A 13,500-nucleotide genomic window follows, 5' to 3' on the forward strand; every position below is an offset into this window, starting at 1 on the left:
GGCGGCTGCGTCGGCCGCCACGTCTTGCCGGCCGTAGCAGATGCCGGGATCTATCAGGGGTTTTGCGTGGCGGGCCAGCCAGAGCTTCATGGTTTGGAAACCGCCCTGGTCGCGCTCATAGGCTGATGGCGAGGCCGAAGTAGAAAGCGATCTCGCAGACCTGCTGGGCCGCGCCCAGGCAGTCTCCGGTAAAGCCCTGCAGGCGGCGTTTGAACATCCGCCCCATCCACAGCAGGGCCAGGAGGGCAAAGCTGCAGGCGACGATGAGGTTCAGGGCGTCCAGCGCCAGGGCGGCCAGGGCCAGCGCCACAAAACACCAGGCAAAGCCGATCAGCAAGGCGCCCGGCGCAATCTGGTCGGCCAGCGGTTTGGACTTGGAGGCGGCCGCGTCGCCCACATGCGGCAGCAGGTAAATCAGCAGCAGCGGCAGGCCGCGCGAAACGACGTGGCCCGTCCACAGCGCGGCGCAGATGTACCAGCCGGCAAAGGGCGCTTCCTCCCAGCCGGTGGGCGCGCCTTCGACCGAGCCGAGTATGGACAGCAGGGACACCTTGGCGAGCACGGCCAGCACCAGCGCCATGGCACCGAAAGCGCCCACGCGCGAGTCTTTCATGATCTGCAGCGCGTGCTCCCTGTCGTGGCCGCCGCCCAGGCCGTCGGCCGTGTCGGCCAGGCCGTCTTCATGAAAGCCCCCGGTCAGCAGCACGGTGGCGGCGGTGGACAGCACGGCGGCCACCAGCGGCGTGAAGGTGGTGTCGGGCAGCAGGGCCTGCACCAGGGCATACACAGCCGCGGCCACGATGCCGGCCAGGATGCCTATGCCCGGAAAGTGCCCCGCGCTGGCGCGCAGCATCTCGGGGCTGTAGCCCACCCATTCGGCCAGCCGCCCGGTGATGGGGATGCGGGTGAAGAACTGCACGGCGAGCAAATACTCGCGCACGAACTGGGCAATGGCGGTCATACGGCGCCCATGGCGGTTTACGCGCCTTCCTTGCCGCTCACGCCGGCGGACTCAAAACTGGCCATCTCGCCCAGGAAATTGGCCGCCGACTGCAGCAGCGGCCAGGCCAGCAGCGCGCCCGTGCCTTCGCCCAGGCGCAGGCCCAGGTCCAGCAGCGGGCTGGCTTTCAGGTGGGCCAGCAGCAGGCGGTGGCCGTGTTCGTCCCCGCGGTGGCCAAACACCATGTAATCCTGCGCGGCGGGCGCCAGCGACCGGGCCACCAGCGCGGCAGCGCCGGCGATAAAGCCGTCGACCAGCACCACGCGGCGCTCGCTCGCGGCCTTCAGCATGGCGCCGGCCATCATGGCGATTTCAAAGCCGCCCAGCGCGGCCAGCGCGGCAAGAGGATCGGTGGCGTTGGCGTGGCAAGCCAGGGCATCCGCCAGCACCCGGCGCTTCTGGGCGAGCTGGGCATCGTCAAGCCCGGTACCGCGGCCTGTGGCGTCATCAATGCCGACGCCCGCCAGGCGCGCGAACAGCAGGGCGGCGGCCGAGGTGTTGGCAATGCCCATCTCACCGAAGGCGACGACATTGCCGGGCAGCTGGCTCACGATGTCCATGCCGGCCTGCAAGGCGGCGCGTGCCTGTGCGGCCGTCATGGCGGCTTCGCGGCGGCTGTTGCGCGTGCCGTGCGCGATCTTGCGCGGTAGCAGCTGCGGGTGCGGCGCAAGCTCGGCCGCCACGCCGGCGTCGACCACCCGCAGGGCAAAGCCGTGCTGGCGCGCGAAGACATTGATGGCGGCGCCGCCGGCCAGCATATTGCCAACCATCTGCACGGTGACGGCCTGCGGGTAGGCCGAAACGCCTTCGGCGGCGATGCCGTGGTCGGCCGCGAACACCACCATCTGGGGCTCGCGCAGCGTGATGATGTCGCTCTGCTGGATCAGCCCCAGCTGCAGCGCCAGGTCTTCAAGCCGGCCCAGCGCGCCCAACGGCTTGGTTTTGTGGTCGATCTTGTGCCGCAGCCTGGCCTCGAACGAGGCATCGGCGGTGGGCTCAATCGCGGGCAGGCGCAGGATTGGAAAGTCGGGTGCGTTCATCGGTGATCAGCTTGAGGCAGGCGGGGCAGTAGCAGGATGGCGCGCTGCCTTCGGGTGATGGGGCGCGTTCGCCGGGAACTGGCATGACATGGGGCAGCTTGACGCACCAGCATTCGGCATCGCCCGCCACCATGCCGCAGCGCAGGCCGGCGCCGCAGCGCGGGCACACCGAGGTGTAGGCCGATGCGGGCCTTGCCGAGGGTGTGCCTTGCTGGTTCATGGCGGGGTTCTAGCTTTGCAGGAAGAGCCGGTAAACCGGGTTGGCGGTTTCTTCGACGTGGGGGTAGCCCAGGGTGTCGAGGAATTCCTTGAAGGCTTTGTTGTCGGCCTTGGGCACCTGCAGGCCCACCAGGATGCGGCCGTAGTCGGCGCCCTGGTTGCGGTAGTGGAAGAGGCTGATGTTCCAGCCCGGCCGCATGCTGGAGAGAAACTTCATCAGGGCGCCGGGGCGCTCGGGAAAAATGAAGCGCAGCAGGCGTTCGTCCTTGGAGAGGGCGCTGTGCCCGCCCACCATGTGGCGTATGTGCTCCTTGGCGAGATCGTCGTGCGTGAGGTCCAGGGTCTTGAAGCCGTGGCGCGAGAAATTGGCGGCGATCTTGCTGCTCTCGCCCTTGGCCGAAGTGGTCAGGCCCACGAAAACATGGGCTTTGGCGTCGTCGCTGATGCGGTAGTTGAACTCGGTCACGCTGCGCGGCCCGCCGGGCAGCTCGCCTATGACTTCGCAAAAGCGCCGGAAGCTGCCGCGCTCTTCGGGAATCGTCACGGCGAACAGGGCTTCGCGCTCTTCGCCGACCTCGGCGCGCTCGGCGACAAAACGCAGGCGGTCGAAGTTCATGTTGGCGCCGCACAAAATCACCGCGTAGGTCTCGCCCTTGGTCTTGTGGGTGGCCACGTACTGCTTGACCGCGGCCACGGCCATCGCGCCCGAGGGCTCGACGATGCTGCGCGTGTCGACAAACACGTCCTTGATGGCGGCGCAGACCGCGTCGGTGTCGACGGTGATGAATTCATCGACCAGCTCGCGGCTGATGCGGAAGGTTTCCTCGCCCACCAGCTTGACGGCCGTGCCGTCGGCGAACAGGCCGACGTCGCTCAGGGTGACGCGTTTTTTGGCATCGACGGACTGCAGCATGGCGTCGGAGTCGTTGGTCTGCACGCCTATGACCTTGATCTCGGGCCGCACGGCCTTGATGTAGTTGGCTACGCCGGAGATCAGCCCGCCGCCGCCTATGGCCACGAACACGGCGTCCAGCCGGCTGGAGCCCAGGCTTTGCAGCTGCATGAGGATTTCCATGGCGATCGTGCCCTGGCCGGCGATGACGTCGGGGTCGTCGAAGGGATGCACAAAGGTCAAACCGTGTTTTTTCTCCAGCACCACGGCGTGGCCGTAGGCGTCCGAATAGCTGTCGCCGTGCAGCACGACCTCGCCGCCCCAGGCCCTGACCGCGTCGACCTTGAGCTGCGGCGTGGTGGTGGGCATGACGATCACAGAGCGCGTGCCGAGTTTTTGCGCGCTGAGGGCCACGCCCTGCGCGTGGTTGCCGGCCGAGGCGCAGATCACGCCTTTCTTGAGCTGTGCCGGGCTTAAATGGGCCATCTTGTTGTAGGCGCCGCGCAACTTGAAGCTGAACACCGGTTGCTGGTCTTCGCGCTTGAGCAGCACGGTGTTTTTCAGTCGCAGGCCCAGGTTCCTGGCGGGCTCAAGATTGGACTCCACGGCTACATCGTAGACACGCGCCGTGAGAATTTTTTTCAGGTAGTCGGCGGGGCTGAGCGGCTTGCCGGGCTTGGCCGACGGGGCGGTTTTAGGGCGGGATGAGGCGGGTTTGGTCGGGGTGGGCATGTTTTTCTCTCAGCCTGACATCATAGTGGGGCGAGAAAAAACGCCGCAAGAAGCCGGCAGCAAAGCCGTGCCGGCAAGAAAAAAGGCCCAGACCTTGCGGTCTGGGCCTGTAAATCCACCCTTAGAGGAGGTGGAGGAGACAACCAGTGCACAAAATACCTTGGGATGCCGGGGGCATCGGTATTGGTGCGATGATTTCAGTATAGCGGAGCAATGTTGCGCTGCACAATCTCTTGTGGCACAAACTCCACATTTTTCACGGTTTCAGTTATAAATTTTATGCATAAGGAGCGGAGTTTATGGAATGCACGGTGAGCTGGACGGGCAACAGCACAATCACAGGGTCACGCTCCAACATGAGCTTTCTCGCCGAAACCGGTAGCGGCCATACGCTGGTGATGGACGGCGCACCCGACGCGGACAAGCCTGAGAACGGCGGCGCCAACCTGGCGCCCCGGCCCATGGAGACCGTGCTGGCGGGCACCGGCGGCTGCACGGCCTATGACGTGGTGCTGATCCTCAAGCGCGGCCGCCAGGACGTGCGCGGCTGCTCGGTCAAGCTCAGTGCCGAAAGGGCGGCCGTGGACCCCAAGGTGTTCACCAAGATCCACATGCACTTCGTGGTGACGGGCAAGGGCCTTGCCGCCAGCGCCGTGGAACGCGCCGTGGCCATGAGCCACGACAAATACTGCTCGGCCACCATCATGCTGGCGAAAACCGCGGACATCACCACCAGCTTCGAGGTGCTGGAGGTCTAAGCAACCCGGGCACTTGCGTCAGATGTAGTGCGCCGTCGTGGTCATGACGCGCGCCGCCGAGCGCATCAGCGCCTTGACCGGCTCGGGCAGCTGCAGGGCGCCGGCCTGTTCGGCCTCGCGCGCATGCAGGGCCTCATCGTCCTTCATCTGCGCCACGATGGCGCGGGACTCATGGTCGCCTTGCGGCAGGCGTTCCAGGTGGCCGGCGAGGTGGGCTTCGACCTGGCGTTCGGTCTCGACGACAAAACCCAGGCTCAGGCGGTCGCCCAGCCGGCTGGCCACCAGCCCGAGGCCGAAGGCGCCGGCATACCAGAGGGGATTGAGCAGCGAAGGGCGGGCACCCAGCTCGTCCAGCCGGGCCTTGGTCCAGGCCAGGTGGTCGCCTTCCTCGCGGCTGGCCTGCAGAAAGTGCTCGCGCAGCGCCGGGTCGCGGGTGCCCAGCGCCTGCGCCGCATACAGGGCCTGTGCGCAGACCTCCCCCACGTGGTTGACCCGCATCAGCGCGCCTGACAAGGCCTTGTCCTGCAGTGCCAGCTCGGTTTTTTCACCGGGCACGGTGGGACAGGCGCGGCTGGCGCGGGGGGCGGCGAAAAGGGTGCGCAATGCGCCGTCGGCGGCATTGAGCGCTGTGTCGAGTGCGGTGGTCATGGTGCCATGTTAGCGCCAGGTCCCGGCCATGGGAACGCCCATGAAAAAAGCCCCCGTGAGGAGGCTTTTTGCGTAACCGGCCCGGTTTGAATTCGGGCGGGGTTCCGGTTTAGAACGTGTGGCGGATGCCCAGGGCGATGTTGGTGGAGCCAACGCCGGCCGACGAGGTCACGCCGCCGAGGAAACCGTTGCCGCCGGGTGCGACCTGGCCCTGGCCCTTGTTGTTGAAGCGGGTCAGCACGGCATTCAGGTTGGTGCGCTTGGACAGCGCGTAGGTGTAAGTGAAACCGTAGGAATCGGTATCGGCATTCACCGTGCGCTTGTCATCCAGGCGGTTGAAGGCCACCACCCAGGTGTGTGGGCCGGTGGTGAGGCGGTAGCCGATGTGCATCAGGCGGGCGTCCTGGCGGAAGGCGGCGTTGTAGGCGCTTTGGAACGCTGCGCCGACGGCCGCGCTACCCGTGGAGGTGGTGACCGAAGAAGCGATCGAGGAGATGCCGGTTGGGTTGTCGTCCTTGATGGTGGCGTACTGGCCGTACAGGGTACCGGGGCCGACGTCGACCGTGGCGCCGATCAGGTCGTTGGTCAGGGATTTCTGGCCCAACTCATTGTTCTTGCCATTGTGGCCGTAGCCCACCGAGAAGCCGTTGCCCTTGTAGGTGGCCATGCCACCCCAGAACCTGCCTGCGGAATTGCTGCCCGCGACTTCGCCTGCGCCGTACATCAGCAAGGCCGTGACGCCGCCGGTCTGGATGGCGTACTGCAGGGTGTTGCTCAGGCGGATGTCGAATGCGGCGGGCAGGCTGGCAACCTGGCCGGCGGCCAGGCTGGACTGGGTCTGCGAGGCGTCAAATTGCGCGGCTACCAGGTAGCCGGGCGTGTACTGGCGGCCCATCGTGAAGGCGCCGACGGGAGTTACCAGGCCGACATAGGCCTGGCGGTCAAACAGGTTGCCGGCCAGGTTCACGCCGAATGCGCCGGTCGCGAGCGTGGTGTTCACGCTGGTGATGATGGCGTCGCGGGTTGCGACAGGAAGAGGCAGGCCTGCGACACCGGCGGCCACCGAGGTGGCGACGCGGTCCGGCATCTGGGTGCCGGAGTTCGGGCGGTTCGTCACGGAACCGGTGTCCAGTTCCAGGCGGTTTTCGAGGGTGAAGATGGCCTTGTAGCCGCCGCCGATGTCTTCCGAGCCGCGGAGGCCGAAACGCGAACCTTCCATGATGCCGCTGGCGATCGTGCTCACGGAGCCTTGGCGCAGGCCGCTGACGTGGTTATAGCCTGCGTCAAGAATGCCGTAGACGGTCACGGTGCTTTGCGCCATGGCGGCCGAGGTGGACAAAAGTCCCATGATCGCAGTTGCAACGAGGGTCAGTTTTTTCATGGAGTCTCCAGGAGTTTGTAATTGATAAAAAAGCGGTGAATGGCGGGAAAATTTTGACGCCCGTCCTTACCCTGCAGGCCGTCTTTGTGAAGGAAAGATTAATGGCGATGGGGTGAACCGTAAAGAGTGCCACTACGGGGGGTATCACTTTCGCGACAGGGGAAAACCCGAGGTTTTTGCCGGCCCGGCAAAGCCCGAAAAAATGCGGGATAAGCCCATCTTTTCCGGTGCATTCCCTCTGTGGTGGGGGCTTCCGCGTCCGGCCGGGGGTGGGTCCTGCGCCCTTTCGGCGGATGCCTGGACGCGGCTTAGGGCGGGGGCTCTATTTTGGCCAGCCCGTGGTAAGTGAGCCACATTCGCGCGAATCACCACGGCCGTTTGGCAAGGATTGCTTGCCGCGTTGCCCTCACCCTTCGGAATTGGCATGGGAAACCGCGAAGCCGGATGCAGGCCCCGGGTGCGTTTTCACCAAAACGATGCATCCTGCGGAAAAGGCGCCATTTTGGTGTGTTCGCGCGGCATAAAAAGGCATAGCTGGCCAAAGTGATGCCCTGCTGTAAGACGCGATACCCGATGTGTCGCGAGACACCAACAATCGGGCGTGAAAGTTGCTAATAGAGCGACAAGGGCTTTGTGTGATTTGTGACAGATCGATTTAAATCGACCTGGGGTAGTCAGAAAGCCCTTTAAATGTTCGCAATTTTTATGTGTTCATGTGTTCCCCACCTTTTTGGAGATTTTTAATGATGAAGAAAAGCCTAGTCGCCCTGGCAGTGCTGGCCGTTTCCGGCGTGGCATCCGCCCAGTCCACCGTGACCATCTATGGTCTGGTGGACGCCTGGATCGGTACCGTGAAGGACAACAACATCAGCCAGTCCGGCGTGAACGTTCCCCATCCTTTCTCCGGCAGCGGCGGTGGTCTGCAGACCAGCCGTTTCGGCCTGAAGGGCTCTGAAGACCTCGGTGGCGGCCTGAAAGCCAACTTCCTGCTGGAAGCCGGCTTTGACCCCAGCACCGGCGCCGCCAACAACTACACCAACCCCTACACCGGCGCGACCTCCACCGCGGTCTTCGGCCGTCAGGCATGGGTTGGCGTTTCCGGCGGCTTCGGTGAACTGAAGCTCGGCAAGATGTGGACCCCTTACGACATGGTCAAGGGTTCTGGCGCTGCCGGCTTTGACTCGCTGCTGTTTGCGCCTTCCACCAGCGTGTGGGCCAGCAACAACTACTCGGACCGTCCCGGCAATTCGATCTACTACGAAACCCCGAATTTCAGCGGCTTCTCCGCCGCAGGTATGTACAGCTTCGGTGAGAACAAGACCGCCGCTGTCGGTGCCGGCAAGATCATCAGCATGAACGTTGCTTACGCAAACGGCCCCATCGGCGCTTCGCTGGCTTACCAGAGCGAAAAAGCCACTGCCGCCGCTACCGCGGTCAAGTACACGCAGTTGAACGGCTCCTATGACTTCGGCGTGGTCAAGCTGCTCGGCGCATACGGCAACGTGAAGAACGGCGTCAGCCCCGTGACCGCCCTGGCTACGGACAAGACCAAGGAATACCAGATCGGCCTGGACTTCCCTGTTTCCAGCACCTTCACGCTGTCCGGCGGTTATGCCCGTTCCAAGAGCACCCGTCTGGCTGGCGCTCCCGACCTGAAGCGCACCGGCTACGGTGTGGCGGGCCTGTATGCACTGTCCAAGCGTTCGAACCTGTACGCTGGCGTGCAGACCGGCAAGGAAACCAACCCCGGCGTGGCTGATCGCAAGACCACCACCTACGGCGTTGGCATCCGCCACACGTTCTGATCCAGGCCTGGCCTGAGTCTTAACTTCAACCCCGCCCTGGCGCGGGGTTGCTTGGAAAGCCGCTTCCTTGAAGCGGCTTTTTTTGTTGGTTTGGCCAAAAACAGCCAAAAACCGGGTTTTGGCGGGCCGGAATCCCCGGTTTGCGCGGGCGTTGTTTCTTTTCCACTGTCAGCCCTTTGTTTGTGGTTTGAGCACAACGGCTTGGCTGTTTTTTTGGGCATTCCTTTGCGAATTGAAGCCCAGTCTGGTGCAATAGAGCCAACTTCCCGAAAGGGGGTTGGCCCGGGTCTCTGGTGGAGCCATGAAGACGCAAGTCCGAAATGGTCCCCGTGCCGGAGCCCTATGTTTAACCTTGGAGAAACTCTCAATGAAAAAGACCCTTATCGCTTTGGCCGCACTCGGCGCGATGGCTGGTGCAGCACAAGCTCAGTCGACCGTGACCATCTATGGTTTGCTCGACGCCAACATCGGCAGCTACAAGACCAACCAGGTCAGCGGCGCCGCAATCTCCGGCCTGAGCCAGGCCAAAATTGACGCTGGCGGCCTGAACGGTTCGCGTTGGGGCATTCGCTTCAGCGAAGACATCGGCGGCGGCATGGCTGTCATCGGTAACCTCGAAAGCGGTTTCAACCTTGACACCGGCGCTTCCGCTCAAGGCGGCCTGCTGTTTGGCCGTCGCGCCAACGTTGGTATCTCCAGCGGCTTCGGTACCGTGACCATCGGTCGCAACTCCAGCTCCTACGATGACGTGTCTGGTGACCACGCCATGATGGGCGCTACCCTGTTCGATCCTTCCAACACCAACAACGGCTTCAGCACCGCTCAAGCTGGCGCTATCGGTACCCTGGCTGGCAATGCTGTTCTGCTGAACCACAACGGCAACGGCTCTGGCGCTCACGTGACCTGGGTTGGTTTCAACACCCGCTTCAACAACAGCATCAAGTACGTTTCGCCTAACTTCGGCGGCTTCACCGGCTCGTTCATGTACGCCTTCGGCGAAGACAAGACCGCAGCTGTCAGCGCAAGCAACACGGTTTCTGCCAACCTGAAGTACGCAAACGGTCCTCTGGTTGTGTCCGGCGGCTACCAGTCCGAAGGCGCAGCTCGCACCGCTACGACCAAGCCTGCTCTGACCAACACGCTGCTGAACGTTTCTTATGACTTCGGCGTTGCCAAAGTCGGCTTCGGTGCTAACCGCGCCAAGTTCAAGGACGTCACGACCACGTTCAGCCCGACCGGCGTTGCAGTTGCTGCTCACGAACTGGCAGCACAAAAAGAGTACAGCCTGAGCGTTGCAGTGCCTCTGGGCGCAACGACCCTGAGCGCTGGCTATGCACGTTCCAAGGGTGACGATCTGGGTTCCAGCACCGGCTGGGGCGTCCAGGCTCTGTATTCTTTGAGCAAGCGCACCACCCTGTACACGGGTGCCGTCAGCACGAAGAACTACTCGAACGTAGCTGCCAACACCATGGTGATCGCTCCTACCAGCAACATCACCCGTACCACCACGTACGCAGCTGGCATTCGCCACACGTTCTAATTTGAAGCTGGCTTGACGCCAGTTTCTTATGAGAATCCAAAAGCCGCTTCGGGGAAACCCGAGGCGGCTTTTTTTATGGAAAGAGCTGTGCGGGTTTTTGAAACTTTTCCGCGCGCGCCGCGTTGAGTTATCTGGTTCTTTGTTCTTCCACATGCATCAAGGCCGCAAGCCTGGCAGCCTCCCTGAATGCCCGCCATTTTTTTCATGACCACATCGCCGCCTTTTCTCTCCTTGAGCGCGCTGCGCACCCTTGTGGTCATCAGCTGCCTGTCTTTGTTGACCGCCTGCGCGGGAATAGAAACCAGCGCACCCGCAGCCAGCCAGGACGTGCAGTGGACTTCGGCGTCGCCCTTGAATTCCCATGCAAGCCCTCTTGCAAACCCCGAGACGGTGAAGTGGCAGCACTGCGCCTTCCCGGGTAAAAAATCCACGCGCTACCGGGCCGTGCGCCTGGACGGACGCGATGCCGTTCTCGGTGAGTCCGACAGCGCCGCCAGCATGCTGCGGCAACACCTACGGGTCGAGCCTTCGGAACTGGGCAAGTTGGGTTTTTCCTGGAAGGTGCCCATGATGATTTCCGGCGCCGACATGACGCAGCGCGATGGGGACGACTCCCCGGTGCGTGTGGTGCTCGCTTTCGAAGGCGACCGCTCGAAGTTCTCCGCCAAAAACGCCATGCTCTCGGAGTTGGCGCTGGCGCTCACGGGTGAGCCGCTACCCTACGCGACCCTCATGTATGTGTGGGGCACGCACAGCACGCCCGAAAGCGTGCTCATCAACACCCGCACCGACCGCATCCGCAAGCTGGTGCTTGAGTCCGGCCCCGCGCGGCTGGGTCGCTGGCTCGACTACGAGCGCGACATCCGCGCCGATTATGAAAAAGCGTTCGGCGAAGCACCGGGCGCGCTGGTCGGCATTGCCATCATGACGGACAGCGACAACACGCGGCAAAAAGCCTCGGCATGGTACGGCCCTGTCAGCTTGATCAACAAGCCCTTGAATGCCGCAGTCGTCCCCGGCATAACCGCCGCATCGGCCAGGGTTTCACAAAGCCCTGTGTTTGCACCGCCATCCCTTCAAGACTAGTATTCAAACTGCTGAACTCGGAACCTCACTGACATGCGCGCTCCGGCCACCCTTCCAAGCCTTCCAGCTGCCTCCCCCTTCCCACCCACCGCGGCAGACAGTCCCGACAACGCCGACAGTCCCGACCGGCCGCCCCAACTGCGCGCCAGCGGCCGCGCCTTCGCACAGATCGTGCAGTACCACCCCGAACTGACGGCCTTCCGGCGCGACCTCCACGCCCATCCCGAACTGGGCTTCGAAGAGGTCTACACCTCCAGCCGCGTCGTGCATGCGCTCAAGCTGTGCGGGGTTGACGAGGTGCACACCGGCATCGGCAAGACCGGCGTGGTGGCTGTCATCAAGGGCCAGCAACCCGCCAAGGCCGGTGCAAGGCCCATGGTGGGTCTGCGCGCCGACATGGACGCGCTGCCCATGACCGAGCACAACGAATTCGGCTGGAAGTCTTCCAAGACCGGCCTGATGCACGGCTGCGGCCACGACGGCCACACCACCATGCTGGTGGGCGCCGCCCGTTACCTGGCCGAGACGCGCAATTTCGCCGGCGACGCCGTGCTGGTGTTCCAGCCCGCGGAAGAGGGGCGCGGCGGGGCCGACGCGATGATCAAGGACGGCCTGTTCGAGCGCTTTCCGGTGCAGGCGATCTACGCCATGCACAACTGGCCCGCGATGCGGCCCGGCACCATAGGCATCAATCCCGGTCCCATGATGGCCGCGGCGGACCGTATCACCATCGAGGTCACCGGCAAGGGCGGCCACGGCGCGCACGCCTACCTGACGGTGGATCCGGTGCTGGTGGCCGCTCACATCATTACCGCGGTGCAAAGCATTGTGTCGCGCAACGTCAAGGCCATGGACAACGCCGTGATCAGCATTTGCGCCGTCCAGGCCGGCGATCTGGGCGCCATGAGCGTGGTGCCCGAAACGGCCTTGCTGGTGGGCACCGTGCGCACCTTCAAACCCGAGGTGCAGGACCAGGTCGAGCGCCGCCTCAAGGAGTTATGCGCGGCCGTGGCCCAGGGCTTCGGCGCCACCGCCACGGTGAAGTACGAACGCATCTACCCGGCCACCATCAATTCACCGGCCGAATACGCGCTGGCCACCGCCGTGGCGGACCAGCTTGTCGGTGCCGAAAATGTGGTGAGCAATCTTGAACCCAGCATGGGCTCGGAAGATTTTTCCTTCATGCTGCGCGTCAAGCCGGGCGCCTACCTGCGCCTGGGCCAGGGCGAGCAACTGCCCGACGGCAAGGGCGGCACCACGGGCGGCGTGGGCAGCCGCTTTCTGCACAACAGCTGCTACGACTTCAACGACAGCGTGCTGCCGCTGGGCTCGGCGCTGTTCGCCGGCATCGTGGAGCGTTCGCTGCCGCTGGCCTGATCGCGCGGCGCCGGCGCTGTCGCCTCAGGCGTAGCGCTTGTTGCGCAGGTTGTTCTTCATTTCCTTGAGCAGCGGCTGCAGCTTGCTGCCGATGCGCAGCGCCACGCAGGTCGCCAGGATGTCGACAATCATCAGGTGCATGAGGCGCGACACCATGGGACTGTAGCGGTCGTAACCCTCGGGGTGGTCGGCCGCCAGGTGGATGTTGCCGGCCGCGGCCAGCGGTGAACCGGTGACGGTGATGACGATGGTGGTGGCGCCGTTCTTCCGCGCGATGTCGCAGGCGTCCATCAGGTCGCGTGTGCGGCCCGAGTTGGAAATCACCACCACGCAGTCGCCCGGGCCCAGCAGCGAGGCGCTCATGACCTGCATGTGGCCGTCGCTGTAAGCAATGCTGGTGATGCCCAGTCGAAAGAATTTGTGCTGCGCGTCCTGCGCCACGATGCCCGAGTTGCCCACGCCGAAAAACTCGATGCGCCTGCCGGTGTTGTAGGTCGCCAGCAGCGCGTCCGCCGCTCTTTCCACGGCCACCGAACTCGCGTCGTTGCGGTATTTCAAAAACGCCGCCACGGTGTTGTCTATCACCTTGACCATCACGTCGGCGGTCTTGTCGTCGGCGTCCACGCTGCGGTGGATGAAGGGTACGCCCTCACTCACGCTGCCCGCCAGCTTGAGCTTGAAGTCCGACAGTCCGTCGTAACCCATGCTGCGGCAAAAGCGCACCACGGTGGGTTTGCTCACGTGCGAGCGGCCGGCCAGCTCGGTAATGGGCAGGTTGGCAAAGGCCCGCGGATCGGACAGTACAAGGCGGCCCACGCGTTGTTCCGCAGGCGCCAAAGACGGTAATGAAGCCTTGATTCGATCAAGCATGGTGGGGTATGTCTCCCGTCGCACCGACCCATTCAAAATGTGGGACCTCTCCCAACCAGCAGGGGCCGTGGGACTGGCTTTGCCAGACCGCAGGCGCAGCGGCCCCCTCGGGGGGCAGGGAGTTACACGAAGTGAACGACCGTGGGGGCCAC

13 protein-coding genes are annotated in these 13,500 nt (G+C 63.8%); 5 read left to right on the forward strand and 8 right to left on the reverse strand.

The window, feature by feature from the left end; genetic code table 11:
• Positions 1 to 115: 115 nt before the first annotated feature.
• From PMI15_RS21680 to ilvA, 4 genes are read right to left on the reverse strand one after another with little or no spacing between them, the layout of a single operon-like run.
• On the reverse strand, positions 116 to 961 hold the full coding sequence (locus tag PMI15_RS21680; RefSeq protein WP_007874219.1) for an adenosylcobinamide-GDP ribazoletransferase: 846 nt from the start codon (positions 959 to 961) through the stop codon (positions 116 to 118).
• A 17-nt stretch (positions 962 to 978) separates the two neighbouring features.
• Positions 979 to 2,040, reverse strand: a complete 1,062-nt coding sequence (gene cobT, locus PMI15_RS21685) for a nicotinate-nucleotide--dimethylbenzimidazole phosphoribosyltransferase (RefSeq protein ID WP_007874221.1) — start codon at positions 2,038 to 2,040, stop codon at positions 979 to 981.
• The gene (locus PMI15_RS24510) at positions 1,997 to 2,260 is read right to left on the reverse strand and encodes a cysteine-rich CWC family protein (protein WP_007874222.1); all 264 of its coding nucleotides are present in this window, start codon (positions 2,258 to 2,260) and stop codon (positions 1,997 to 1,999) included. Before PMI15_RS24510 ends, cobT begins: the two co-directional genes overlap by 44 nt.
• A 9-nt stretch (positions 2,261 to 2,269) precedes the next feature.
• A complete protein-coding gene (gene ilvA / locus PMI15_RS21690) occupies positions 2,270 to 3,883 on the reverse strand; it encodes a threonine ammonia-lyase, biosynthetic (protein ID WP_007874223.1) in 1,614 nt (537 codons plus the stop codon).
• 299 nt (positions 3,884 to 4,182) lie between these two features.
• Between ilvA and PMI15_RS21695 the strand changes: the two genes are divergently transcribed.
• Entirely contained in the window at positions 4,183 to 4,641 is a 459-nt protein-coding gene (locus PMI15_RS21695; RefSeq protein ID WP_007874224.1) for an OsmC family protein, read from the forward strand.
• Between the two features lie 18 nt (positions 4,642 to 4,659).
• Here the strand turns inward: PMI15_RS21695 and coq7 are convergent, their stop codons facing one another.
• A complete protein-coding gene (gene coq7, locus PMI15_RS21700; protein WP_007874225.1) occupies positions 4,660 to 5,289 on the reverse strand; it encodes a 2-polyprenyl-3-methyl-6-methoxy-1,4-benzoquinone monooxygenase in 630 nt (209 codons plus the stop codon).
• A 109-nt stretch (positions 5,290 to 5,398) separates the two neighbouring features.
• Complete coding sequence (locus tag PMI15_RS21705; protein ID WP_007874226.1) at positions 5,399 to 6,670, reverse strand: porin; 1,272 nt, start codon at positions 6,668 to 6,670, stop codon at positions 5,399 to 5,401.
• Between the two features lie 746 nt (positions 6,671 to 7,416).
• Here PMI15_RS21705 and PMI15_RS21710 point away from each other — a divergent pair.
• Both PMI15_RS21710 and PMI15_RS21715 read left to right on the forward strand, forming a co-directional pair.
• Positions 7,417 to 8,475, forward strand: a complete 1,059-nt coding sequence (locus PMI15_RS21710) for a porin (RefSeq protein ID WP_157214713.1) — start codon at positions 7,417 to 7,419, stop codon at positions 8,473 to 8,475.
• A gap of 367 nt (positions 8,476 to 8,842) precedes the next feature.
• On the forward strand, positions 8,843 to 10,015 hold the full coding sequence (locus tag PMI15_RS21715; RefSeq protein WP_007874230.1) for a porin: 1,173 nt from the start codon (positions 8,843 to 8,845) through the stop codon (positions 10,013 to 10,015).
• A 26-nt stretch (positions 10,016 to 10,041) separates the two neighbouring features.
• On the opposite strand, the gene PMI15_RS25055 is transcribed toward PMI15_RS21715, so the two are convergent.
• A complete protein-coding gene (locus PMI15_RS25055; protein ID WP_162130769.1) occupies positions 10,042 to 10,275 on the reverse strand; it encodes a hypothetical protein in 234 nt (77 codons plus the stop codon).
• 91 nt (positions 10,276 to 10,366) lie between these two features.
• Here PMI15_RS25055 and PMI15_RS21720 point away from each other — a divergent pair, with 91 nt between their 5' ends.
• Together PMI15_RS21720 and PMI15_RS21725 are read left to right on the forward strand one after the other, a co-directional pair.
• Complete coding sequence (locus tag PMI15_RS21720) at positions 10,367 to 11,101, forward strand: DUF3047 domain-containing protein (protein WP_238541170.1); 735 nt, start codon at positions 10,367 to 10,369, stop codon at positions 11,099 to 11,101.
• Between the two features lie 33 nt (positions 11,102 to 11,134).
• Positions 11,135 to 12,478 (forward strand): M20 aminoacylase family protein, encoded by a 1,344-nt coding sequence (locus tag PMI15_RS21725; RefSeq protein ID WP_007874235.1) that lies wholly within the window; start codon positions 11,135 to 11,137, stop codon positions 12,476 to 12,478.
• 24 nt (positions 12,479 to 12,502) lie between these two features.
• Here the strand turns inward: PMI15_RS21725 and PMI15_RS21730 are convergent, their stop codons facing one another.
• Positions 12,503 to 13,348, reverse strand: coding sequence for a MurR/RpiR family transcriptional regulator (locus tag PMI15_RS21730; RefSeq protein WP_036840613.1), 846 nt, complete (start codon positions 13,346 to 13,348; stop codon positions 12,503 to 12,505).
• Positions 13,349 to 13,500 lie beyond the last annotated feature (152 nt).

This window comes from Polaromonas sp. CF318 (assembly GCF_000282655.1).
Classification (GTDB): Bacteria; Pseudomonadota; Gammaproteobacteria; order Burkholderiales; family Burkholderiaceae_C; genus Polaromonas.

What these genes read in the sequence shown, in the direction of transcription:
- PMI15_RS21695 (WP_007874224.1), top strand. Translation starts at nt 4,183, where the DNA reads ATGGAATGCACGGTGAGCTGGACGGGCAACAGCACAATCACAGGGTCA.
- PMI15_RS21710 (WP_157214713.1), top strand. Translation starts at nt 7,417, where the DNA reads ATGAAGAAAAGCCTAGTCGCCCTGGCAGTGCTGGCCGTTTCCGGCGTG.
- PMI15_RS25055 (WP_162130769.1), bottom strand. Translation starts at nt 10,275, where the DNA reads ATGACCACAAGGGTGCGCAGCGCGCTCAAGGAGAGAAAAGGCGGCGAT.
- ilvA (WP_007874223.1), bottom strand. Translation starts at nt 3,883, where the DNA reads ATGCCCACCCCGACCAAACCCGCCTCATCCCGCCCTAAAACCGCCCCG.
- coq7 (WP_007874225.1), bottom strand. Translation starts at nt 5,289, where the DNA reads ATGACCACCGCACTCGACACAGCGCTCAATGCCGCCGACGGCGCATTG.
- cobT (WP_007874221.1), bottom strand. Translation starts at nt 2,040, where the DNA reads ATGAACGCACCCGACTTTCCAATCCTGCGCCTGCCCGCGATTGAGCCC.
- PMI15_RS24510 (WP_007874222.1), bottom strand. Translation starts at nt 2,260, where the DNA reads ATGAACCAGCAAGGCACACCCTCGGCAAGGCCCGCATCGGCCTACACC.
- PMI15_RS21715 (WP_007874230.1), top strand. Translation starts at nt 8,843, where the DNA reads ATGAAAAAGACCCTTATCGCTTTGGCCGCACTCGGCGCGATGGCTGGT.
- PMI15_RS21730 (WP_036840613.1), bottom strand. Translation starts at nt 13,348, where the DNA reads ATGCTTGATCGAATCAAGGCTTCATTACCGTCTTTGGCGCCTGCGGAA.
- PMI15_RS21705 (WP_007874226.1), bottom strand. Translation starts at nt 6,670, where the DNA reads ATGAAAAAACTGACCCTCGTTGCAACTGCGATCATGGGACTTTTGTCC.
- PMI15_RS21725 (WP_007874235.1), top strand. Translation starts at nt 11,135, where the DNA reads ATGCGCGCTCCGGCCACCCTTCCAAGCCTTCCAGCTGCCTCCCCCTTC.
- PMI15_RS21680 (WP_007874219.1), bottom strand. Translation starts at nt 961, where the DNA reads ATGACCGCCATTGCCCAGTTCGTGCGCGAGTATTTGCTCGCCGTGCAG.